The sequence below is a fragment of the Neobacillus terrae genome (assembly GCF_011393025.1).
In the GTDB taxonomy this organism is placed as follows: Bacteria; Bacillota; Bacilli; order Bacillales; family Cytobacillaceae; genus Neobacillus_A; species Neobacillus_A terrae.
Window position 1 is genome coordinate 172,758 of the sequence record NZ_JAAOEO010000006.1, and the last position, 18,836, is coordinate 191,593.

The window sequence follows — 18,836 nt, forward strand, 5'->3', positions numbered from 1 at the left end:
CAATGCAATGTTGAATAAAAAATTTTGGAACGAAAAAAAAGTCTTTGTTACAGGCCATACAGGATTTAAGGGCTCATGGCTCTGCCTATGGCTCCATTATTTAGGTGCCAATATTACTGGGTATTCCTTAAGTCCGCCAACAAATCCTAATTTATTTGATTTATGTAAGATAAACGATATTACTAACACCGTAATTGGCGACATTAGGAATTATACGTTACTTAATAACGTTATTTCAGACTTTGATCCAGATATTATTATACATTTAGCTGCACAGCCATTAGTAAGAGAATCTTATTCCAATCCCATAGAGACATATGAAACAAATGTACTAGGTACAGTTAACGTATTTGAAGCTGTAAGGGCACTATCGACAAAGTCAAATAAAAAGAGGGTAATAGTAAACGTAACCTCTGATAAGTGCTATGAAAATAAGGAGTGGCTCTGGGGATATCGTGAGGATGATAAATTAGGCGGCTTTGACCCATATTCTAACAGCAAAGCTTGTTCGGAACTAGTTACCTCATGTTATCTTCAGTCTTTCTTTTATCGGAATAATCAATATGGTATTGCTCTAGCTTCTGCAAGAGCGGGTAATGTAATTGGCGGCGGTGACTTTGCCAAAGACCGCTTATTACCAGACTGTGTAAGATCCTGCCTTGATAAAACGGAAATTATTATAAGAAATCCGAATTCATTAAGACCATGGCAGCACGTATTAGAACCACTAAGCGGATATCTCTTACTAGCTGAAAAACTCTATAATGATGGTTATTTGTATCAAGGCAGCTGGAACTTTGGTCCATCTGAAAAAGATACTCTTACTGTAAATACAATCGTGGATATCTTTTTAAAACAATGGGGAGAATCCGCTTATATAAAGATTGAGGGAGAAAATGCTACTCATGAAGCCAAAATCTTAAAGCTGGATTGTTCCAAGGCAAAACAGCTTTTAGGCTGGGAGCAGCGTTGGGATATAGATGAAGCCATAAATAAGGTAGTACTATGGACAAGGGCGTTCATTAATAAACAAAACTTAAAGAAAGTTTGTTTAGAACAAATTGAAGAGTTTGAACTAAAGTCAAAACAATAATAGAAAACTTTTATGGCATAAAGAAATTCAGCTCATTTCATTTCCCACCAAATAGGGGAAAGCTATGATATTAATATTGTCAAACTTTAACTATATTAATTGCAAAGTTTCATTTAAGATCTGATTTACCAACCGAAAGAGTATATTTATTTTCATAACGCAGTAAAGTTCTTAACATGACTAAATGCTAATAAACAAATTCATAAAACCTCAACTGATATTAAAAAAAGAGGGATGCAATGTGAAAAACAAACGAAATCCAATTCCAGTTGGGTTCTATAGAAGATTAGAAGATTTTATCTTTTCTGAAAAAAGCAATATGAATTATTTTAAAGAAATATATCCTCCAACCGACGTACCAAAACACATACAAGAATTTGAATTAGGTCCGAATGTATATATTGGATTGTGGTCCCAAATAGAAAATTGGTGGAACCCCAATTATTTTGAACAAGCATATGTCACTGTATTAGAACAGGCTAGAGTTGTTGGGAAACGCGGATCCATAATTACAAGTGACAATAAAATAATTCACGATTATTCATACGAATGGGTATGGCAAAACCCTGAGGAACATACTCTTTTACAAGAAAAAAAATTGCATCCCATTTCAATGTATTTAAAAAACGCAGCCATTTTAACACTCACATTCACTAATAATTATTATCATTGGTTAATAGATACAATACCTAGACTTCATCTTTTGGAAAAAAGCGGATTAAACATAGAGAAATATATTGTCAATTCTCCAAAAGAACTCGAATTATTGAACTTGTTCGGTGTACCGTCTGACAAAATCATCGTACCCGACAATAAGACTCATTTGCAAGTTGAAAATTTGATTATTCCTTCACAGTATTACGTAACGCCAAAATGGGCATGTGATTTCATCAGAAATAAGTTTCTTCCGCCTAATATCAATTTTGAAAAAAGGAATAAGAAAATATATATTACTAGAAATGGAATTGGAACCGCTAGCAGGAAAATTCTCAATGAAGAAGTTATTTTTAATTTCCTTCAAAAAGAGGGGTTTGAAAGATATGAATTAGAGAAAATTAGCATAGCAGATAAAGCAAAATTATTTTCACAGGCCGAATTTGTAATAGGTCCTACTGGAGCAGGTCTCACCAATCTAATCTTTTGCAACCCAGGAACCAAGGTAATTGAGATTTTCCCCTCTAATTTTGTACCCCCACAATTTTACCTAATCAGTCAACTATATAATTTAGATTATCATCATTTACTTGAGACTAACGTAGGTACATCTAATGTGACGAACTTTCATGATATTTTTATCAATGAGTCAAGGTTTTTTGAATACTACCAAAATTTAAAATAAAAAAACATTCATTGATAAGGGCCATGATACGAATTATATCATGGCTTTACTTCTTATTTACTCATTATTCTTTTCCGTCCTGTTCACTAGCTTATTTTTAAGGTGCTGCAACTGTCACCCATGGTTTGAAATTTCCTTTTTACAAAGGAACCAAATTCACTTAAAATCACCGCTCAATGACCGCTGACTGAGGCATATGCTGTAGGTGGTCTAAAATTGCTTGTGCTAATACTTCGTCACAAATAGGCACTCATTCAAAAAAATACGGTTTTTTTTGTTGTAATGAAAAGATATCCACCCACCTTCTCTTAAGGTTTTTTGAAATGACTAGTAAGGATATATGGCACTAAAAATCAATGAGGAAATAGCTTTATAGTGAATAAGAATTACATTAAAGTCTAAGTATAGTAAGGCGTAATTTTTGTGCCCTCAACCACAAGTAAAATGCTAAGGGAGAAGAGAATACAGCTTCAGCCTTAAACCAACTGAAGAAAGGAGACCAATTGGGGAATTAAATGATTTTAATATACTAAAATTTCATATATACTTCAAAGAATAATTTCATAAAACAGATTTTATTATTTTTATTACCATACTATTCATATTCGATTTTAAGGGTTCACTTTAATCTCCTATGCCATTCAGCCGTCAATCTAATACCCTCATTAAACGGCACCTCAATCTTAAACCCCGTGTCCTTGCTTAGGTTTTCATTTTTCAAATCTTCAATTGACATATAAACACCACTATATATATGTCTTCCAAATCCCAGAGTAGCATCAGGTTTAACGATATCCTTTAATTCTACTAAATAATCTTTTAGTGGTATCACTCTACCGCTGCCAATTACGTATTGATTATAACTTTTTCCTTTTTCTGCGATGTATCTGTATGCCCTAGCTACATCAGTTATGTATATGAAATCATATAACTGATCCGCTTTTGTTAATGCAGGTTCATGGCCATTAATTAATTGCCGAATAACATTATTTACTAAACGGTTTGATAATTCACCTATACCATAGGTATTTGTAAGTAATGGCCAAAAAAATTCCATGTTAAGTTTGCTTGCTTTTAACTTACAAAAGAAGTGAGCTGCCAGTTTCGCAGTTTTATATGCATTACCTTGATTTTTCGCCTCTTGCTCTTTTGGCATTTCAATTAAGCACTCTTTTTCCTGTATACTACCCGCTCCAATGAAACGAGTGCACTTAGTTTGGTATGCTAAATCCATGGCATCCAGCGAAAATTTAATGTTGCTTATTTGTATATCATAGTTAGATTGCTTTTCTCCAGAAACTCCTTCCCACCCTAGATGAAAAAAAACATCATAATTATCATTTATTTTTCTACTTGCATCTTTTAAAGCAGATAAATCATATTCTACTATCTCAACATTTGCTATATTTTGTAACTTAACTATGTTTTTTGAATCTGGCCTTATCATTGCTAATACTTTGTATCCGTTATTAACCAAATCTTTGACTAAGTGGTGGCCGACAAAACCTGTAGCGCCTGTAACTATAGCTTTTTTCATAATAATCACTCCTTTTATATCGTGTATGTGGATTACAGATTGTCCTATGATAACTTATTTACTTTTTACAAACTTTTAATGGCGCTAACTCCTTTTATTTTTTCTACTTGAGTGGAATTCAAAATCTCACTTTGGAAGAAATTTAGTGTACTGCCAAAAAAAGCCTGCTTTACTTTTGTTTGGGGTTCCCAACATAGCAAAAGAGGCTCCATAATCTTATGGATATCACCCTTCTTGAGAAATCCGGAAAATAATGTGTAATTTGTTCATTTTTACTGTCCGCTTTTAACCAATTACGGCGAACATGTGCCTAACAATTTGCGAAGTTGACGTCTGCTATTTTGACATAGGCAGATTTAGGTATCCACAACGTGATAGCTTTTGGGCTTCGATTTGTATTGCAGCCTCACCCTTTGAGAATTCGCCTGATGATGTTCGTGTTCCTCGGGTCAGAATTTTGCCTCCAGCTTCCTTCAGATTCCACCTTGCGTTAGACACCCTTGCTCTTGGTAATGGTTGTCGCTATCTCCCCCCATAACGGACTTTCACCGTCTAGCGAATGACCATGCGCGACGCACAATGAAAAAAGGCATTGGAGACCCCAATGCCTTTTTCACCAACTATTTTATTAATTTCGACCGATACTCAGCCAATCTTCTTACTGCCAGCTTTTCACAAGCTAAAAACAATAAATTTCTTTCCTCACTTTGCTCCTTTGTTAAGACCTTTTTATATTCATGAATGTGATTCCATAGATCATCTGAAGAATCCCAGAGAGAAAGTAAGGCTAATTCAGGGTCGGCCATCCCAAATTTTTCATATAAAAATACATAAAACGGCGGGTGACTGAAATGAGGTTTTCGTCTTTGTTGAGGATGTTCTTGATGAAAACCGACAGTTTTCCCAACGCTTTTAAAGGTGTAGCCCTTTTTGTAAAGTCTATAACCAAACTCCCAGTCCTCCCCTCGAATAAGCCGGTCATCAAACCCTCTTTCGTGCAAAAAGATATCCTTTGGAATGGAGACACAACGAGTAATAAAAAGCAGCCATGGGGCAACTTCTGTATTTAAAAAAGCTTCCTTCACATTGTCAGGAACAATTTCCCATTGCCGCACCAATGGATAGATACAATTAAAATTTGATCTGAGGTCCTCAGGTTTAATCACAGGTGTCACCTTTTTGGAGGAATCTGTTCGACCTACAATATCCCGAAACAATTTACGTTCCCTGCGTGAGAAATCCGGAAAATAATGAGTAAAAACCATATTGAAACAATAAGGGGTTCCAGAGATAATGGCATTTTTATGCTGGGAATGCAAAAGATGGAAATCAGCAAGGAAACTGGGAAGGACAAGTAAATCTGCATCACAAAAGATCAAAATATCCCCTTTTGCATAGGATGCACCAATATTTCTTGCAACTCCCTGTCCTCTCCGCTCTTCCACGCGGATGTATTGAAGGGGATACTTCCCTGAAAACTCTTTGACTACCTCTGCCGTTACATCTGTCGAACAATCGTCTATAACAATGACCTCAAACTGAACAAATGTCTGTAGTTCAAATGCAGTTAATGTCAGCCGAAGCTGTTCAGCACGGTTAAAGGTTGGGACTATTACACTGTATAAGATTCCCACCTTCCTATCCCCTCCTATTTAAAGACATTCCATAGGAAAAATAAATTATCATTATAAATGAGTCCGGCCCTTTTTAAATACCTCAAGACTTTGTTATGAAAATAAGATTCTAACACTATTACACCGTCTAACTTATTTTGGTACAGGCTTTTCTTGACACTATTGATTTCTTGCAATGATGGACTTGTAACATATCGCTCTACCCGAAGCCCATCAATACCCTGAATGGAATGTCGATAACTCTCGCAACCCTTTTCACAGCCAAACACAGCTAATCTTGGCGTAAGCCATTTTATATTTTCAGATGAAATCTGCATCACTTCCTTACAGGTTTCCCCTTCGTCCTTACGATGGAGCGATTTATCATGTACCCTCCATTTATAAAGCACCTTTGGAATTTTTACAATTGGCTTTTCACGCATAAATCTCATCCAAAGATCATAATCAAAGGCAATTTTGTACTTTGGATTATATCCCCCGACTCGCTGAAACAAATCCTTTGAGAAAATCATCGTTCCATGACAATTCGGATTTCCAAAAAAGCGGACATTCATAAGGTCCTGAGCCGTTTGATGATTGTTGTAGTCATCCTCAATTTGTTTCAGTCTTTCCAAGGTGACAGGCGGATCACCATTAATGCACTCAATCAATGTCCCAACAGCTGAGTACTGAGGATCCATAAAGCGAACCTGCTCTTCTAATCTTGTTGGAAGGCTGATATCATCCGAATCATGGACCGCAAGCCAGTCACCCTTAGCGTGACTGGCCGCAATATTTAATGCAGTAGCGGCCCCCTGATTTTTTTCAAGATGAATTATATTTGCTTTATTAGCAAATTGCTCTAGAATATTTCTTGTTTGGTCGGTCGAACCGTCATTAACTATCACGAGTTCAAAATCATCATAAGTCTGCTCGAGAACACTTAAAATGGCTTCCTGTAAATGCTTTTCACCATTATATACGGCCATTATCACAGACAGCATCCGAAATACATCCTTTCACTTACCTATTTTGAAAGAATAAATTTGATAATTCAAAGGGAATTTTATTTTTAAAAAGATGAGTTTTTTCACGAAAAATCACCCGTGACTCCTGATTTATATATTCACCGCTCCAAAAATAATCAAAGCTCCAAAGACGATCCTTATACTTTTGATTTCCAGCTTGTTCCAAGTCCTGTTTATACTCAGCTAATAAAGAATAAAGTAGATTTCCTTTATCCTTTACAAACTCCTTTAAATATTGTTCAAACCAGCTTCCTATACCGGAAAAATGAATAAAACAAAGCGCCTCACCGTTAACCTTCTTCTCTCCCTTTTCTACATAGAGATTCCTTTTTGGTAAATTCCAATTTCCAATGTTATAGCCAGAATGCTTTAGAATATGAACCCTAAATAATCCCGGAGCTAGATCAATCCATTTTTGGTCTAAAAAAAGCCCTCGTTTGAGATCAAGGTAACAAAAATGATAGAGGCGTTCATTCCACCATTTAAGAAATTGTTCCGCCTCTTTAGAGCGGCGCAGAGCAATAAACCCCATATTGAAGCTTCCCACTCGAAGTTGATTCTCTTCAATTCGTATAATTTCAGAAATATGGTCCATGGGCTCAAGGTGATGCGGAGTCAGTATAATAGCCTCATTTTTCAAAATTTCCTCAATTTCTTTAAACCGGCTATATATCTTGACATCAGAATCGATATAAACAAATTTTTCCCTGTCAGGGTATTTGCCCATAGTATAAATTAGTAGCTGAGCCTTTACCGCACAAGCTGCCTCATAAATGGAATACTTAAATATGAATGAATAAAATTCATGAATTCCCATTTCCTTTGGTAGAACTACTTCATCGAAATAAGGGCAGCTTTCAGCCTCCTTCATCATCTCAAGTTCCAGAAGGCAGACGATTAACTTCGAGTCAGGCATATGCTCTTTTAACGATTTTGCCATCGTAATTGCTTTTGCCATATGGTTGGCACAGACTGCCGTACAAAATATCAAGCCCTCACTCCCTTATAATAGCGGTGCGGATGATTTTGATGCCATTCCAAGTAGATTCAATCATTTGTTTAAGTCATTCTTCAGTGTCCATCTTAAATTAAAAATTTCTCCAACTGTTGGATTTTTCAACAAATATTCTAATTCTAATATATGTGCATTGGCTAAATCGGAGACATGAATATACTAATTTAGGTCAAATTCCAAAGTAAAAAACAAAGCTTATGATGATTTTATGACCAATAATCCTGTCTTCTCATTTATATTTCTAAAATAAACAAGTTCCCAAAAGGCCCAATACCTTTAATGGATTTTTCTATACCTTAGTGTTTAGTTAGAATAGTCCGAATAAGTTCATAGTTATACAGTTAATTGATTATTTAAGGAAGTGGACCTTTTGGAAGGATGGCTTTCTGCCCCTAATAGCAGTGTTTAAAACATTAGCCACTCCTTGATGTTCATAAAAAGATGATCTTCAATTGGAAATAATCTGGTTGGATACAGGATTTCACGTAATCCTAAGGAAATCTTCGCTATTCTAACGGCCATTACCAGTGTAACCAGTATTTCTTTTTTAGCCCCTTTAAATAAAATTTCGTTACATGACACGATGGATAAACATATGATTTTAGCATGTCGATTGGGGGGTTTTTGGCGAAAAAACTACATCCGCCTGTAGGTATTTATTCAACGGTTAAAGAGTGGTTTGATGCAAAAGTCGAACCATTTTTCGAAAATAGTTTCACATAGGAAATTTATCCGGTTTACCATTTTTCTAGACAAATTGAGAACCCGTCTGTAAGCTATCCTAAATATTTTTCCGGCCTAGGTAAGTGGGATTCCGGAAGTACGGGTATGGGGGTATAACAGGTCGATTATTACGCCAGACAATTTGCTATGGGAACATTCTATTGAATGGGGTACCCCAATTTTGGTCGTTCCATTTTTTTGAATGATCCAATGCCATCCATTACTGACCAGATTGAAATTGCTGCAGATTTAACTCATATCGAGAGCAGAAACTATTCCTTTTGGATGTATGAGGTGCTGCCCCGTTTTCGTTTGCTGAATGAAAGTGGGATTAAGGGGGACCAATATATTGAGGGCTATGAACCGGAGCATGTCCCCTTTCAAGAGGAAACCTATAAGAAACTCGGTATTGATAAAGTGTTCCGAACCTATAATGAGTTCCTTGCAAAGGTGGAAAAGCTGATTCTTCCTTCCCAGCCTGATTTTTTAACCAAATGGGATATGATTTTCTCCGCAATGCCTTTCTTGGATTGGAACCGCTGCCGACACCGAACAAGCGAATCTATATTCGGCGAAAAGGAGCACGACGAATTTTAAATGAACAGGATGTCATTGGGATGCTGGTTGAATTGGGCTTTCTGTAGTCGATCTAGAAACGATGACGGTTGCAGAGCAGGTGGCTCTTTTCTCAACATCCGAAGTGATTACTCCCCCACGTGGAGAAGGGCTTACAAATTTAACCTTTTGCCAGCCGGGAACAAAAGTACTTGAAATCTTTTCTCCCGCTTATATCACCTGTCTCTATTCGATGATCAGTTCCTTTGGTAATCTTAAACATTATTATTTTATTGGTGATTACGGAAAACGTGGCCCCGGAATGAAAGAGGATTGGTCCGGATTTGACAACATGAAGATTACTCCAAAGAAATTCAGCCGAATCTTAAATAAAATGCAGTTTTCTTAAGCCAGCCCCGGAAGTAGGAACTGGCTTTTTTCAACGGCTCGCGCGCAAGCTATACTGCTATCCCCAGTCTGTTATTGCTGCGATTACAAGTTCGATCAAGCAAAAACCCCGTTGCACCATGAAATTAGAAGAGTTTGCAGAATATAGAATACTCTCAGAACTTATTTCATCTATTCATTACATAATTTATTGAGCAATCTCTTCATTGATCCACTCTTATTAACTATTAAATCTAATATTAATACCCAATCAAATAGTTTTAGTTTGAATAGCATATAAAAGAAATTATTTAATGCATTTATTGAGACAAGATACTTTTTATTAATGAAATAAAGAAAAAATAAGGGGTGTAGAAGTGAAAAAAATTGTGATATCTGGGGTGGCTGGTTTTCTGGGATCTCACCTCGCTAAAGATCTTATTGATCAAGGCTCTTATGTAATTGGAATCGATAATCTTTATACGGGGAAGAAACAGAACTTAATTAATTTAAATAACGAACAATTTACTTTTATTGATTCCGATATTTGTTCTGAAGAATTATTAAGGCATCCGTTATTAAAAAATGTCGATGAAATTTATCACTTAGCATCTCCAGCATCCCCAAAGTATTATCAGGCTCGACCTTTCGAAACAATCAACGTAAACACGATGGGAACAATCAATATGCTTGAATTAGCAAAGCAAAATGGAGCCAGAATTCTTTATTCCAGTACCAGCGAGGTATATGGTGATCCTGAGATAAGTCCCCAGCCTGAAACTTATAGAGGGAATGTTAATACCTGGGGACCAAGAGCTTGTTATGATGAATCAAAAAGATTAGGAGAGGTTTTTTGTTATCTCTATCACTCGTTATTTAATGTAAAAGTTAGAATAGCCAGGATCTTTAATACCTATTCAGCCGGTTTAGCCAATGATGATGGAAGGGTCATTTCAAACTTCGTCACTCAAGCATTAACAGGTAAAGATATAACCGTTTATGGCAATGGCGAACAAACCAGGTCATTTTGTTATGTCACGGATACGATAGACGGTTTCAAAAAAATAATGGAAAGCGAAAACGCCAATGGAGAAATCATCAATATCGGAAATCCAACCGAATATAAAATTATCGAAATAGCTCATCTTGTAAAAAAACTTACAAACTCTGAAAGCAAAATTATATTTCTCCCATTACCTGAAGATGATCCAAAACAAAGGAAACCGAATATTGAAAAAGCCAAAATGCTTCTTAATTGGGAACCAAAAGTTTCGATAGAAGAAGGTCTAAAACAAACTATAAAAATGTACAAAGAAAAACTGGTAAACTGAAAGTTTGTTGTTGTTTGGAAATTCACCAATAAACCCCTTCTCGAGAATCAACAAAAAGTAGAAAGGTTCGATTAAAATTGAGAAATATTGCTGTGATAGGAACAGGATATGTAGGTCTCGTAACTGGCGTATGCCTCTCTGAAATTGGTCATTCTGTGATTTGCATTGATGTAGATAAAGAAAAAGTAAAAAAAATGAAAGCTGGAATTCCGCCTATATATGAGCCCGGTTTAGAAGAGTTAATGCACAAAAATATCAAAAATGGACACCTTGACTTTACGTCTGATTATGCAAAAGGATTAAAAAATGCTGAGGTTATTTACATCACAGTTGGGACCCCTCAAGATATTGATGGCTCAGCTAATTTACAATATATTAAGCAGGCAGCCAAAGAAATCGCCATACATGTTACTCATGATGTAATTGTTGCAACAAAAAGTACCGTACCTGTAGGAACAAATGAACTTGTTTATAAAATTATTCAAGAAAATTTGAAAGAGAACGTCCAGGTTGATATTGTTTCTAATCCTGAATTCTTACGTGAAGGATTTGCTATATACGATACTTTTAACAATGACCGAACTGTCATTGGAACAAATCAAGATCATGCAGTCAAAATAATGGAAGAAATTTACCAACCATTGAATGTTCCAATTTTCAAAACGGATATTCGTAGTGCTGAAATGATTAAGTATGCATCGAATGCTTTCTTAGCAACGAAAATTAGCTTCATTAATGAAATTGCTGTGATTTGTGAAAGAATTGGTGCCAACGTTGAAGATGTTGCTTATGGAATGGGACAAGATTCGCGTATCGGTCCAAGATTTTTAGAGGCTGGAATTGGCTACGGCGGATCGTGTTTTCCTAAGGATTCCATTGCTCTGGTTCGATTGGCTGAAAATGCGAATTATTCTTTTAAAATCTTAAACTCTGTTATTGAGGTAAACAAAAAGCAACAGCTGCTACTTCTGGAAAAAGCAAAAAAACGGTTCGGAAGTTTAAAAGGAAAGAAATGCGCAATTTTAGGACTTTCTTTTAAGCCAAATACAGATGATGTTCGTGAGTCGGCATGTATATATATTTCAAAACAATTGATTGATGAAGGTGCTGAAGTTTTTGCTTATGATCCAATCGCCATCGAAAATGCCCAAAAAGTATTAGATCCAAAAGTTAAGTATGGCACAAACATAGGAGAAGTACTTCAAGGTGCTGATATTGTTTTCATTTTAACAGATTGGCAAGAATTCATTGATTTTCCATTAAATAAATATTCAGTTTTAATGAAAGAACCTATCATTTTTGATGGTCGTAACTGTTATCCATTAGAGGATGCTAAACAATATCCAATAGAGTACCACTCCATAGGCAGAGAAAGTATAACCAATAATTAAAACTAACCTCCTAAAATGATTACACAAAACTCAAGCAGTTAAATCACTTCTCATGCTGTTTACTGTAGGTATGCCCAATCCTTCTTTTTGCCTCACTTTCTTCACTCTTAAATCCTCCGACTTTTCATCATAGTAAAATCCCCTTCGAGATAGACAGTTGATAACATATAATATGTTCTCTTTTTTACTGTCTACTTTGAAGGGGATAATTTCATATATCAGATTCTTCTTTAAGATGATGTATTATTATTATTTAACCGAAAATCCGGCAAGAGCTTTTGCATATTCCAGCGGCGACTTTAAAATACGTTCTCTGAGTTCATAATCCCGTATTTCCCTAAAAATTTTATGCCCATAACCAGCGTTAACTTCAAGAAAATAAACATTCCCTTGACTGTCTAATATGAAATCGAGTGCAACATCCCCAAAATGCCCCAAATTTATGTCCATGCTTTGGCCTGCCAGGATACAGGCTTCTTCAATTTTTTTGGCTGCCCTATCAGTATCTTCTCCTACCAGTCCATAAAACTCCATTAATGCTGCTTTTCCTGGTAATATTTTTTGCGTATACCTAATATTTGTTATCACACTATTCGGTTGGGCCAGCCTGCCAATAAACCCGCTTACCTTCCATTCCAGACTTCCGTCCTTTTGAATATACGCTCGAAAATCGACTTGTTTTTGATTGGCTTGGTAAAGTACACCTTGCTGTATAATATACCCATTTCTTGTTATTAAACTTTCAAGAAAGTACTTCAATTCGTTCTCTGTTTCAAACTGATCTTTTTTCTGCGTATCCTTTAAAACTCTTGTTACTTCATATAAGTTCTCCAATTTCTTGACTTGTATTATCCCGTATCCTCGGGATCCGTATCTTCTTTTTAAATACAGGACGCCATATTTGTTGAGCATTGTGAAAAGTTGTTTAAAATCTTGGAATTTTTCTGTATAGGGAACTTTCGATTTAGTTGCCGGGTTGTTGAATAGTGCAGAAAAAAATTCCCATTTTCCTGTTCCACTGCTATTGATGAATCTGCCATTAGTTAATTCTTCAAACAGGCGCCGGTACCTCTTGCCGACACCCCCTGTCTTCTTGTTAAAAACAGCACTTGGAATTGGAAAGGTTCCTTCCTCCCAACGTTTTTTGGGGTTATTTAAGTTATAATAATAACCCTTTATAGACTTAGCCCCTTCGTATACCTCTGATAGTGGAAAAATAATAACCAATCCTTTAATGTTATGATAATCCTTAACCCAGGGCAGTAGTACATTACGGCTGCGGTTAAGATGGGGAAAATTGTTCCCTCTAACAATACCAAGCACAGGACCGATGTGAAGTTCTTTTCCCTCCTTTCGGTATTCAAAATCTATATCATCTGGTACCGTATACTGATCCATTAGACTATATGAAATCCCCATTCTATTCTCTTCAATGTCCTCTGTATAAGCTATTTCCACTTCTCTATTCCAGGCACCGAAATGAAGAAGAATTTTTTCTCCTTCGCTTACATTCATATTCACTTCCATTGATCGATTGAAAAAAATCTTTTCATCAGTTATTGCTTCCATTTTTTTGATATACACTTACGCACCTTCTCATTCTTGAAAAATTGAGACAAAAAGAATCTGAAACTATAAATATTGGTTCCCTTCCCCGTAACATAACAAATAAAAAAATGTATTTCGATTCCTCTCTATCTTATATATGTTATTTCAAAGACTGAGTACGTAAATTCCTCACTAATTTTTTCAACCTTGAATAAAATGTGGTAGTACAAAACTACTCAAAAAGGTAAGAATATCCAATAAGACTAGGCCAATTTTTTAGGGGAGAGTATGATGGAGGAAACGAATAAAGGCCATGGAATTTCCATCGTTGCTTGTACAAGTAAAGAAGGATATATGGATAATATTTTTTCAAATTATCAAAATCAAATATTACAAGAAAAAGAGTTAATTGTAATTTTGAACAGTGATTCTCATGATGTAAATGAATGGCTGAAAAAAGCGGAAAATTATGAACATGTCCGGGTGTACCAACTTCCATAGGAAACAACACTGGGAAGTTGTTTAAACTTTGGTATTGATAAAGCAAATTTTAAATTTGTGGCTAAATGGGATGATGATGATGATTATGGCCCTACTTATCTATATGAAGCCTTAAAAACATTTGAGAATACAAACGCTGATATTCTTGGAAAAAGAACAATTTTCATGTATTTTCCGAAAACTAAGGAATTACGATTGCGATTTCCGGGTCGTGAATTTAAATTTGTTAAAAGAGTATTAGGCGGAACCCTTATTGCTAAAAAAACAGTAAAGCAAGAAGTCCCGTTTTTAAATATATCATTGCATAAAGATAGCAACTTTATAAAAAATACCAGGGCTAAAGGATATCGTATCCTATCGACAAGCAAAAATACTTATGTATACTTCAGATGAGATTCAAATAAGCACACATGGATGCCTACAAAAGGGTATTTAAACAAAACATCGCATCACATTGGTTATTTTGATGATTTTAAAAAGATTGTCGATCAGGATATTTTTGGTAAGTCTTACGGTGTATTTTTGCAATTGCTTAGACATTTTAATATAAACTTAAACGAGTTTACATTAACGGACTTTGTTTTTTCTCTAAGAAATGCCTCGGATAAAATTGTCCGAGGCATTCTTTTTTCATTCTTGAATAAATTTTTTTTAATTTACGAGTAAAATGATTTTTTATTCTTTAACATAAGTGACTTTTTACCTTTTACGCATTTTCTTTATTGTATAGTACATCGTTTTATCTGCTAGTTTCAAAAAGTAAGATAATCCAGGATTTAAGTTTGCCTCGATAATCCAAATGTGCCCGTCACTGTCTATCCCCATATCAAAACCATATATAGGATGCCCTTGATAAATTGGCTCTAATGTTTTCGTTGCAAGCAAGGCAATTCGTTCTAATTCTGATACAAGTTTTTCACCATTATCATCCACTTTATGAATATTGGAGGCTTTGATCGCTTCGGCAACAGGCAATATCGATCCACTTCTCAACTGATTATTATTATTTGTTACAAAGAAGCCTTGCCCGGCTAATTTTGCTGCTTTACCAGTTACAATCCAATTATTCGAGTTCTTTTGTTTTTGAACAATGACCCGAATATCAAATGGACAGCCCTGGATATTGGCTAGGGAGATATACCTCTGAGCAAGATAAGTTCTTCGTGGAGCTTTTTTATTTTTAAAGTAGGAATAAGCATAATTCCTTCCAATAAATACCTCCCTACTATTTAAGTAATGAATTTCAAACTTATCTGATTCAACTTCAGATACTTTAAATATCTTTCTCCCCCTACTGCCATCTATAGGCTTTAAGATCACTGAAGGATACCTATAAACAAAGTCCCATAGTTCCTTCTCTGTTGAAAATCTCGTCGTTTCGGGAAGATGTTTTTCAAGTTCTTTATTTTTGATTAAGGTTGAATATTTTTCCCATTTGTCCCATATTGGCATTCTTCATCATACCTTTCCCTGGAGCAGTAACCTATTTTTTGCACTTACTTTTCAATAATGTTAAAAACAACACAACAACTGAATACACTAATCAATGTATGGGAGAATGGAAATTTGGCTTGGACAATTATAAGGCTAAAGGGAAAATATTCACTGTAACTTCTGATTTATATGATTCCAAATCTAGAAATGCTAATTTAAATATGTACAATCGTGCTTGAATAAAGATGTACAAAATTGATTGTTCTTTTCATACTAATCTTGAGGTGATTAGTATGTACATAACGCTAAATGTTCAAATCGATTTTGAGATTGCCAGTCTTTCAGAGTTACCAAAATTCAGAGAACTAATGGAGCATTTAAAAATGCATGTTTAATTTGATAGCATTGTACATAAATTCCGCAAGAGTCCTCACTAATTTTTTCGGCAATGAATAATATATGGGAGTACAAAATTACCTACAGTAAAAGGCCAAGAATAGTAATTTGCTTGAGCCTATATTGCAACAAACAACTGAACGTTTAATAAATGCCTCCCACCGTGGATGCAGATGAAAGAACTTCTGTTATCACTTTGAATCTGAGGAGTTGAACAAATTTGTATGCATACGATTGTTTTTCTTGGCAGCAATAAATCAGGATCAAGCCGTGATGCAATTTTCTCAGCTGCAGAAATGGGATATTTTACAGTGCTATTAACTGATCGGCACAAATGGTTAAAGCAAAGGGAAGAATTTACGGATGTGCACCAGATGATCTTTGTGGATGATTTATTGGATAAAGACGTTATTTATGAACAAATTTCACTTTTAAAGGATCAAGGTAAACAAGTTAAGGCGTTTGTGAGCTTTATAGATCCTTTGGTAAGTACTGCTGCTCAAATCTCCAAGGAACTGGGCCTTACTGAACTGTCTGTAAATGCCCTTTACCAAATGGAAGATAAAACGCGATTTCGCGAAACATTAAAGAATAACCCAATTACTCCGTCTTATTCCATATTCCCTTTAGACATGGATCAGTATGATATGTTTGAAAAGTATGTTTCAAATGTTCCCGTAATTCTAAAATCTCCCGTTTCCAAAGGCTCCAAAGATGTATTGCTCATTCATTCCCGTGAAGAATTTATAAAAGCAACCCAATATTTTAGGAGCCGTTTCCCGGAAGCTCCTATACTTTTAGAAGAATATTTGGATGGTCCTCAGTATCTGATTGAGGTTGTGGTCTGCCATTCTGAAACAACGGTGGTCGCCATCATTGAACAAGAAATCTCAAGGGTAAACCGTTTTATTATCACAGGCTATACTATGCCGGCACAATTAAGCTCTAAAGTAGATAAAAAGCTAAATGCTGCTATTCAGAGTATCATGGAAGATATTGGTTTGAAACATGGAACCTGCCATCTGGAAATGCGTTTGGTAAATGAAGAATGGAAGCTTATTGAAATCAATCCCCGAATTTCAGGTGGTGCAGTCAACCAGTTAATCTTAGAAGCGACTGGAATCAACTTGGTAAAAGAAACATTAAAGCTAAATCTTGGTGAAGAGCCTTGCCTCAAACCTAGTAAAAATGAATCTGCTTTTCTGCAATATATAACTGTTAACTCACCAGGAAGATTAATTAAAGTAATTGGTAAAAATAAAGCACTAAATATGGAAGGGGTTAAGAAGGTTTATATAAAACCGAGAAAAGGTAGTATCCTTTCTCCCCCATTATCAATGGGTGACCGTTATGCATATATCCTAGCGAGCTCTGAGGATCCATTAAAAGCTAGAGACTTTGCTAAAACAGCAGCAAAAGAAATAAAATTTTATTTAGAACCAATGTAGGGTGTTGTTGTTCATGAAACTTATTGGCATGCTTCATTATCGTAAAAAGCCTCATAATGTTAAAAAGGCCTATGCATGTGCCTCCGTCTCAAAAATGGATGGTATTGATTTTGTGTATTTCTCTTATCGTGCTGTAGACTTTTGCAGACAGAAGATTTTTGGATGGGTTTATAAGGATGGAGACTGGATCCAGCAGGAGGTGGATTTTCCAGACACCATTATTAATATCAGTGCTCCCAAGACAAGAGAACAATCGATTGTAAAGAAGGCCTTGAAAAGAAGAATTCCTTTTATTAGCCATTCAATTGGAACTAAAATGAAGGTTTTCAAAAAAATCAAAAAGGGAAGGCAATTTTCAAACCATCTTATTCCTTCCTTTAATATTTCTAATTCTGATCAAGTGCTGAACCTGATGCAAAAGTTCACCAGAATGGTCATTAAACCCCATTCAGGAAGCAAGGGCCGTTCTATCTACTTTTTTTCTCTCCTAGGAAACAACACCATACACTGTATTAGCGGCATTGAAGAAAACATTTATTCATTTTCGGATTTTAAAGAGCTTGTAGATAGGCTAATTTATGAACAAAAATATCTAGTTCAGCCCTATATTGAATGTAAAACAAAAACAGGGTTGGCTTATGATTTTCGTTTACACGTCCAAAAAAACGCTTTGGGAAAATGGGCTATTACCCTAATCTATCCCAGAATCAGTGGAAACGGAAAACTAACAAGCAATATTAGTAATGGCGGATATCGAGGCGAATTTATTCCTTTTTTGGTTGAAGAGTTTGGCGATAAATATTTCGATATAAAGCAAATGCTGGAATATTTTGCTGTCGCATTTGCCACGCACTTTGACAGCCTTTATCAAAAACGATCCTTTGATGAATTGGGCATTGACATTGGAATTGATCAAAATCACCGTATCTGGATTTTTGAAGTTAACTGGCGGCCCGGAAGTAAACATCGGGAATTTTCTGTTGCCAAAAACATGGTGCCGTATGCCCAATATATTGCTGACAGTGTTCCAAAAGAATAATTTTCAATGGTGAAGGAGGGACAACTTGGAAAACCGCGCGGATGTTTTAACAGCTTTAAAGGTTTTAAAAGAGCAGCAGGATCAGCTTGCTGGTGACCCTTCTGATTGTTTCAGCAGTCTGCTGACGAAATTATTTAAAGTCGATACCATACCTTTTTCACTATATTCAATTGATAGTGTCTCCCCTTTTTATGCCGAAGGCTTCATAGAAGAGGCATATTTTAAAACCCCCTTCTTTCGAATTGAAAGCCTCGATATTAAGAAAAAATTATCAGTGGTTTCATTGTTAATGCCATTCGATGTTTATGGTGATGTAGTAAGTGATTGCAAAGACGTTTATCTCTTAAAGCGTACCCCGGTTTTCCTTTCCTTAGAATTAAAAGATTTTACCAGGGTTAAATGTATGGATATCAATCTTCTCAAGAGGGAAATTATTATCGAACCGAAATGGTAACAAA

The 18,836-nt window shown here is 35.6% G+C and carries 17 protein-coding genes; 11 read left to right on the forward strand and 6 right to left on the reverse strand.

Going from position 1 to position 18,836, the window contains the following annotated elements; genetic code table 11:
- Positions 1-7 precede the first annotated feature (7 nt).
- Both rfbG and G8761_RS11050 read left to right on the forward strand, forming a co-directional pair.
- Positions 8-1,093, forward strand: a complete 1,086-nt coding sequence (rfbG, locus tag G8761_RS11045; RefSeq protein ID WP_166026525.1) for a CDP-glucose 4,6-dehydratase — start codon at positions 8-10, stop codon at positions 1,091-1,093.
- 241 nt (positions 1,094-1,334) lie between these two features.
- The gene (locus G8761_RS11050; protein WP_166026527.1) at positions 1,335-2,432 is read left to right on the forward strand and encodes a glycosyltransferase 61 family protein; all 1,098 of its coding nucleotides are present in this window, start codon (positions 1,335-1,337) and stop codon (positions 2,430-2,432) included.
- Between the two features lie 619 nt (positions 2,433-3,051).
- On the opposite strand, the gene G8761_RS11055 is transcribed toward G8761_RS11050, so the two are convergent.
- The 4 genes from G8761_RS11055 to G8761_RS11070 all read right to left on the reverse strand — a co-directional run bounded on the left by G8761_RS11055 (position 3,052) and on the right by G8761_RS11070 (position 7,601).
- Complete coding sequence (locus G8761_RS11055) at positions 3,052-3,969, reverse strand: NAD-dependent epimerase/dehydratase family protein (RefSeq protein ID WP_166026529.1); 918 nt, start codon at positions 3,967-3,969, stop codon at positions 3,052-3,054.
- 620 nt (positions 3,970-4,589) lie between these two features.
- Complete coding sequence (locus G8761_RS11060) at positions 4,590-5,603, reverse strand: glycosyltransferase (RefSeq protein WP_166026531.1); 1,014 nt, start codon at positions 5,601-5,603, stop codon at positions 4,590-4,592.
- Positions 5,604-5,617: 14 nt separating this feature from the next.
- On the reverse strand, positions 5,618-6,586 hold the full coding sequence (locus tag G8761_RS11065; RefSeq protein WP_166026533.1) for a glycosyltransferase: 969 nt from the start codon (positions 6,584-6,586) through the stop codon (positions 5,618-5,620).
- 19 nt (positions 6,587-6,605) lie between these two features.
- On the reverse strand, positions 6,606-7,601 hold the full coding sequence (locus G8761_RS11070; RefSeq protein ID WP_166026535.1) for a hypothetical protein: 996 nt from the start codon (positions 7,599-7,601) through the stop codon (positions 6,606-6,608).
- Positions 7,602-8,546: 945 nt separating this feature from the next.
- Between G8761_RS11070 and G8761_RS11075 the strand changes: the two genes are divergently transcribed.
- The 4 genes from G8761_RS11075 (at position 8,547) to G8761_RS11090 (ending at position 12,012) form a co-directional block, all read left to right on the forward strand.
- Positions 8,547-8,945 carry a glycosyltransferase family 61 protein gene (locus G8761_RS11075; RefSeq protein ID WP_166026537.1) on the forward strand — a complete coding sequence of 133 codons (399 nt, stop codon included), beginning with the start codon at positions 8,547-8,549 and terminating at the stop codon, positions 8,943-8,945.
- Between the two features lie 31 nt (positions 8,946-8,976).
- Positions 8,977-9,312 carry a glycosyltransferase family 61 protein gene (locus G8761_RS11080; protein WP_338000944.1) on the forward strand — a complete coding sequence of 112 codons (336 nt, stop codon included), beginning with the start codon at positions 8,977-8,979 and terminating at the stop codon, positions 9,310-9,312.
- Between the two features lie 355 nt (positions 9,313-9,667).
- A complete protein-coding gene (locus G8761_RS11085) occupies positions 9,668-10,621 on the forward strand; it encodes a GDP-mannose 4,6-dehydratase (RefSeq protein WP_166026540.1) in 954 nt (317 codons plus the stop codon).
- Positions 10,622-10,698: 77 nt separating this feature from the next.
- Entirely contained in the window at positions 10,699-12,012 is a 1,314-nt protein-coding gene (locus G8761_RS11090) for a UDP-glucose dehydrogenase family protein (protein ID WP_166026542.1), read from the forward strand.
- A gap of 249 nt (positions 12,013-12,261) precedes the next feature.
- Here the strand turns inward: G8761_RS11090 and G8761_RS11095 are convergent, their stop codons facing one another.
- Positions 12,262-13,596 carry a YheC/YheD family protein gene (locus tag G8761_RS11095; RefSeq protein WP_166026544.1) on the reverse strand — a complete coding sequence of 445 codons (1,335 nt, stop codon included), beginning with the start codon at positions 13,594-13,596 and terminating at the stop codon, positions 12,262-12,264.
- Positions 13,597-13,851: 255 nt separating this feature from the next.
- On the opposite strand from G8761_RS11095, the gene G8761_RS11100 reads away from it, so the two are divergent.
- Both G8761_RS11100 and G8761_RS11105 read left to right on the forward strand, forming a co-directional pair.
- Positions 13,852-14,061: a hypothetical protein gene (locus tag G8761_RS11100; protein ID WP_166026546.1), complete on the forward strand. Its 210-nt coding sequence runs from the start codon at positions 13,852-13,854 to the stop codon at positions 14,059-14,061.
- A 57-nt stretch (positions 14,062-14,118) separates the two neighbouring features.
- A complete protein-coding gene (locus G8761_RS11105) occupies positions 14,119-14,454 on the forward strand; it encodes a hypothetical protein (RefSeq protein WP_166026548.1) in 336 nt (111 codons plus the stop codon).
- A gap of 306 nt (positions 14,455-14,760) precedes the next feature.
- On the opposite strand, the gene G8761_RS11110 is transcribed toward G8761_RS11105, so the two are convergent.
- Positions 14,761-15,513 (reverse strand): YheC/YheD family protein, encoded by a 753-nt coding sequence (locus tag G8761_RS11110; RefSeq protein ID WP_166026550.1) that lies wholly within the window; start codon positions 15,511-15,513, stop codon positions 14,761-14,763.
- Between the two features lie 602 nt (positions 15,514-16,115).
- Between G8761_RS11110 and G8761_RS11115 the strand changes: the two genes are divergently transcribed.
- Genes G8761_RS11115 through G8761_RS11125 form a run of 3 tightly spaced genes read left to right on the forward strand, consistent with a single transcriptional unit; the run spans position 16,116 to position 18,832 of the window.
- Positions 16,116-17,339 carry an ATP-grasp domain-containing protein gene (locus tag G8761_RS11115; RefSeq protein WP_166026552.1) on the forward strand — a complete coding sequence of 408 codons (1,224 nt, stop codon included), beginning with the start codon at positions 16,116-16,118 and terminating at the stop codon, positions 17,337-17,339.
- Positions 17,340-17,352: 13 nt separating this feature from the next.
- Positions 17,353-18,378, forward strand: a complete 1,026-nt coding sequence (locus G8761_RS11120) for a YheC/YheD family protein (RefSeq protein ID WP_166026554.1) — start codon at positions 17,353-17,355, stop codon at positions 18,376-18,378.
- A 25-nt stretch (positions 18,379-18,403) separates the two neighbouring features.
- The gene (locus G8761_RS11125) at positions 18,404-18,832 is read left to right on the forward strand and encodes a CotY/CotZ family spore coat protein (RefSeq protein WP_166026556.1); all 429 of its coding nucleotides are present in this window, start codon (positions 18,404-18,406) and stop codon (positions 18,830-18,832) included.
- The last annotated feature ends 4 nt before the right edge of the window (positions 18,833-18,836 follow it).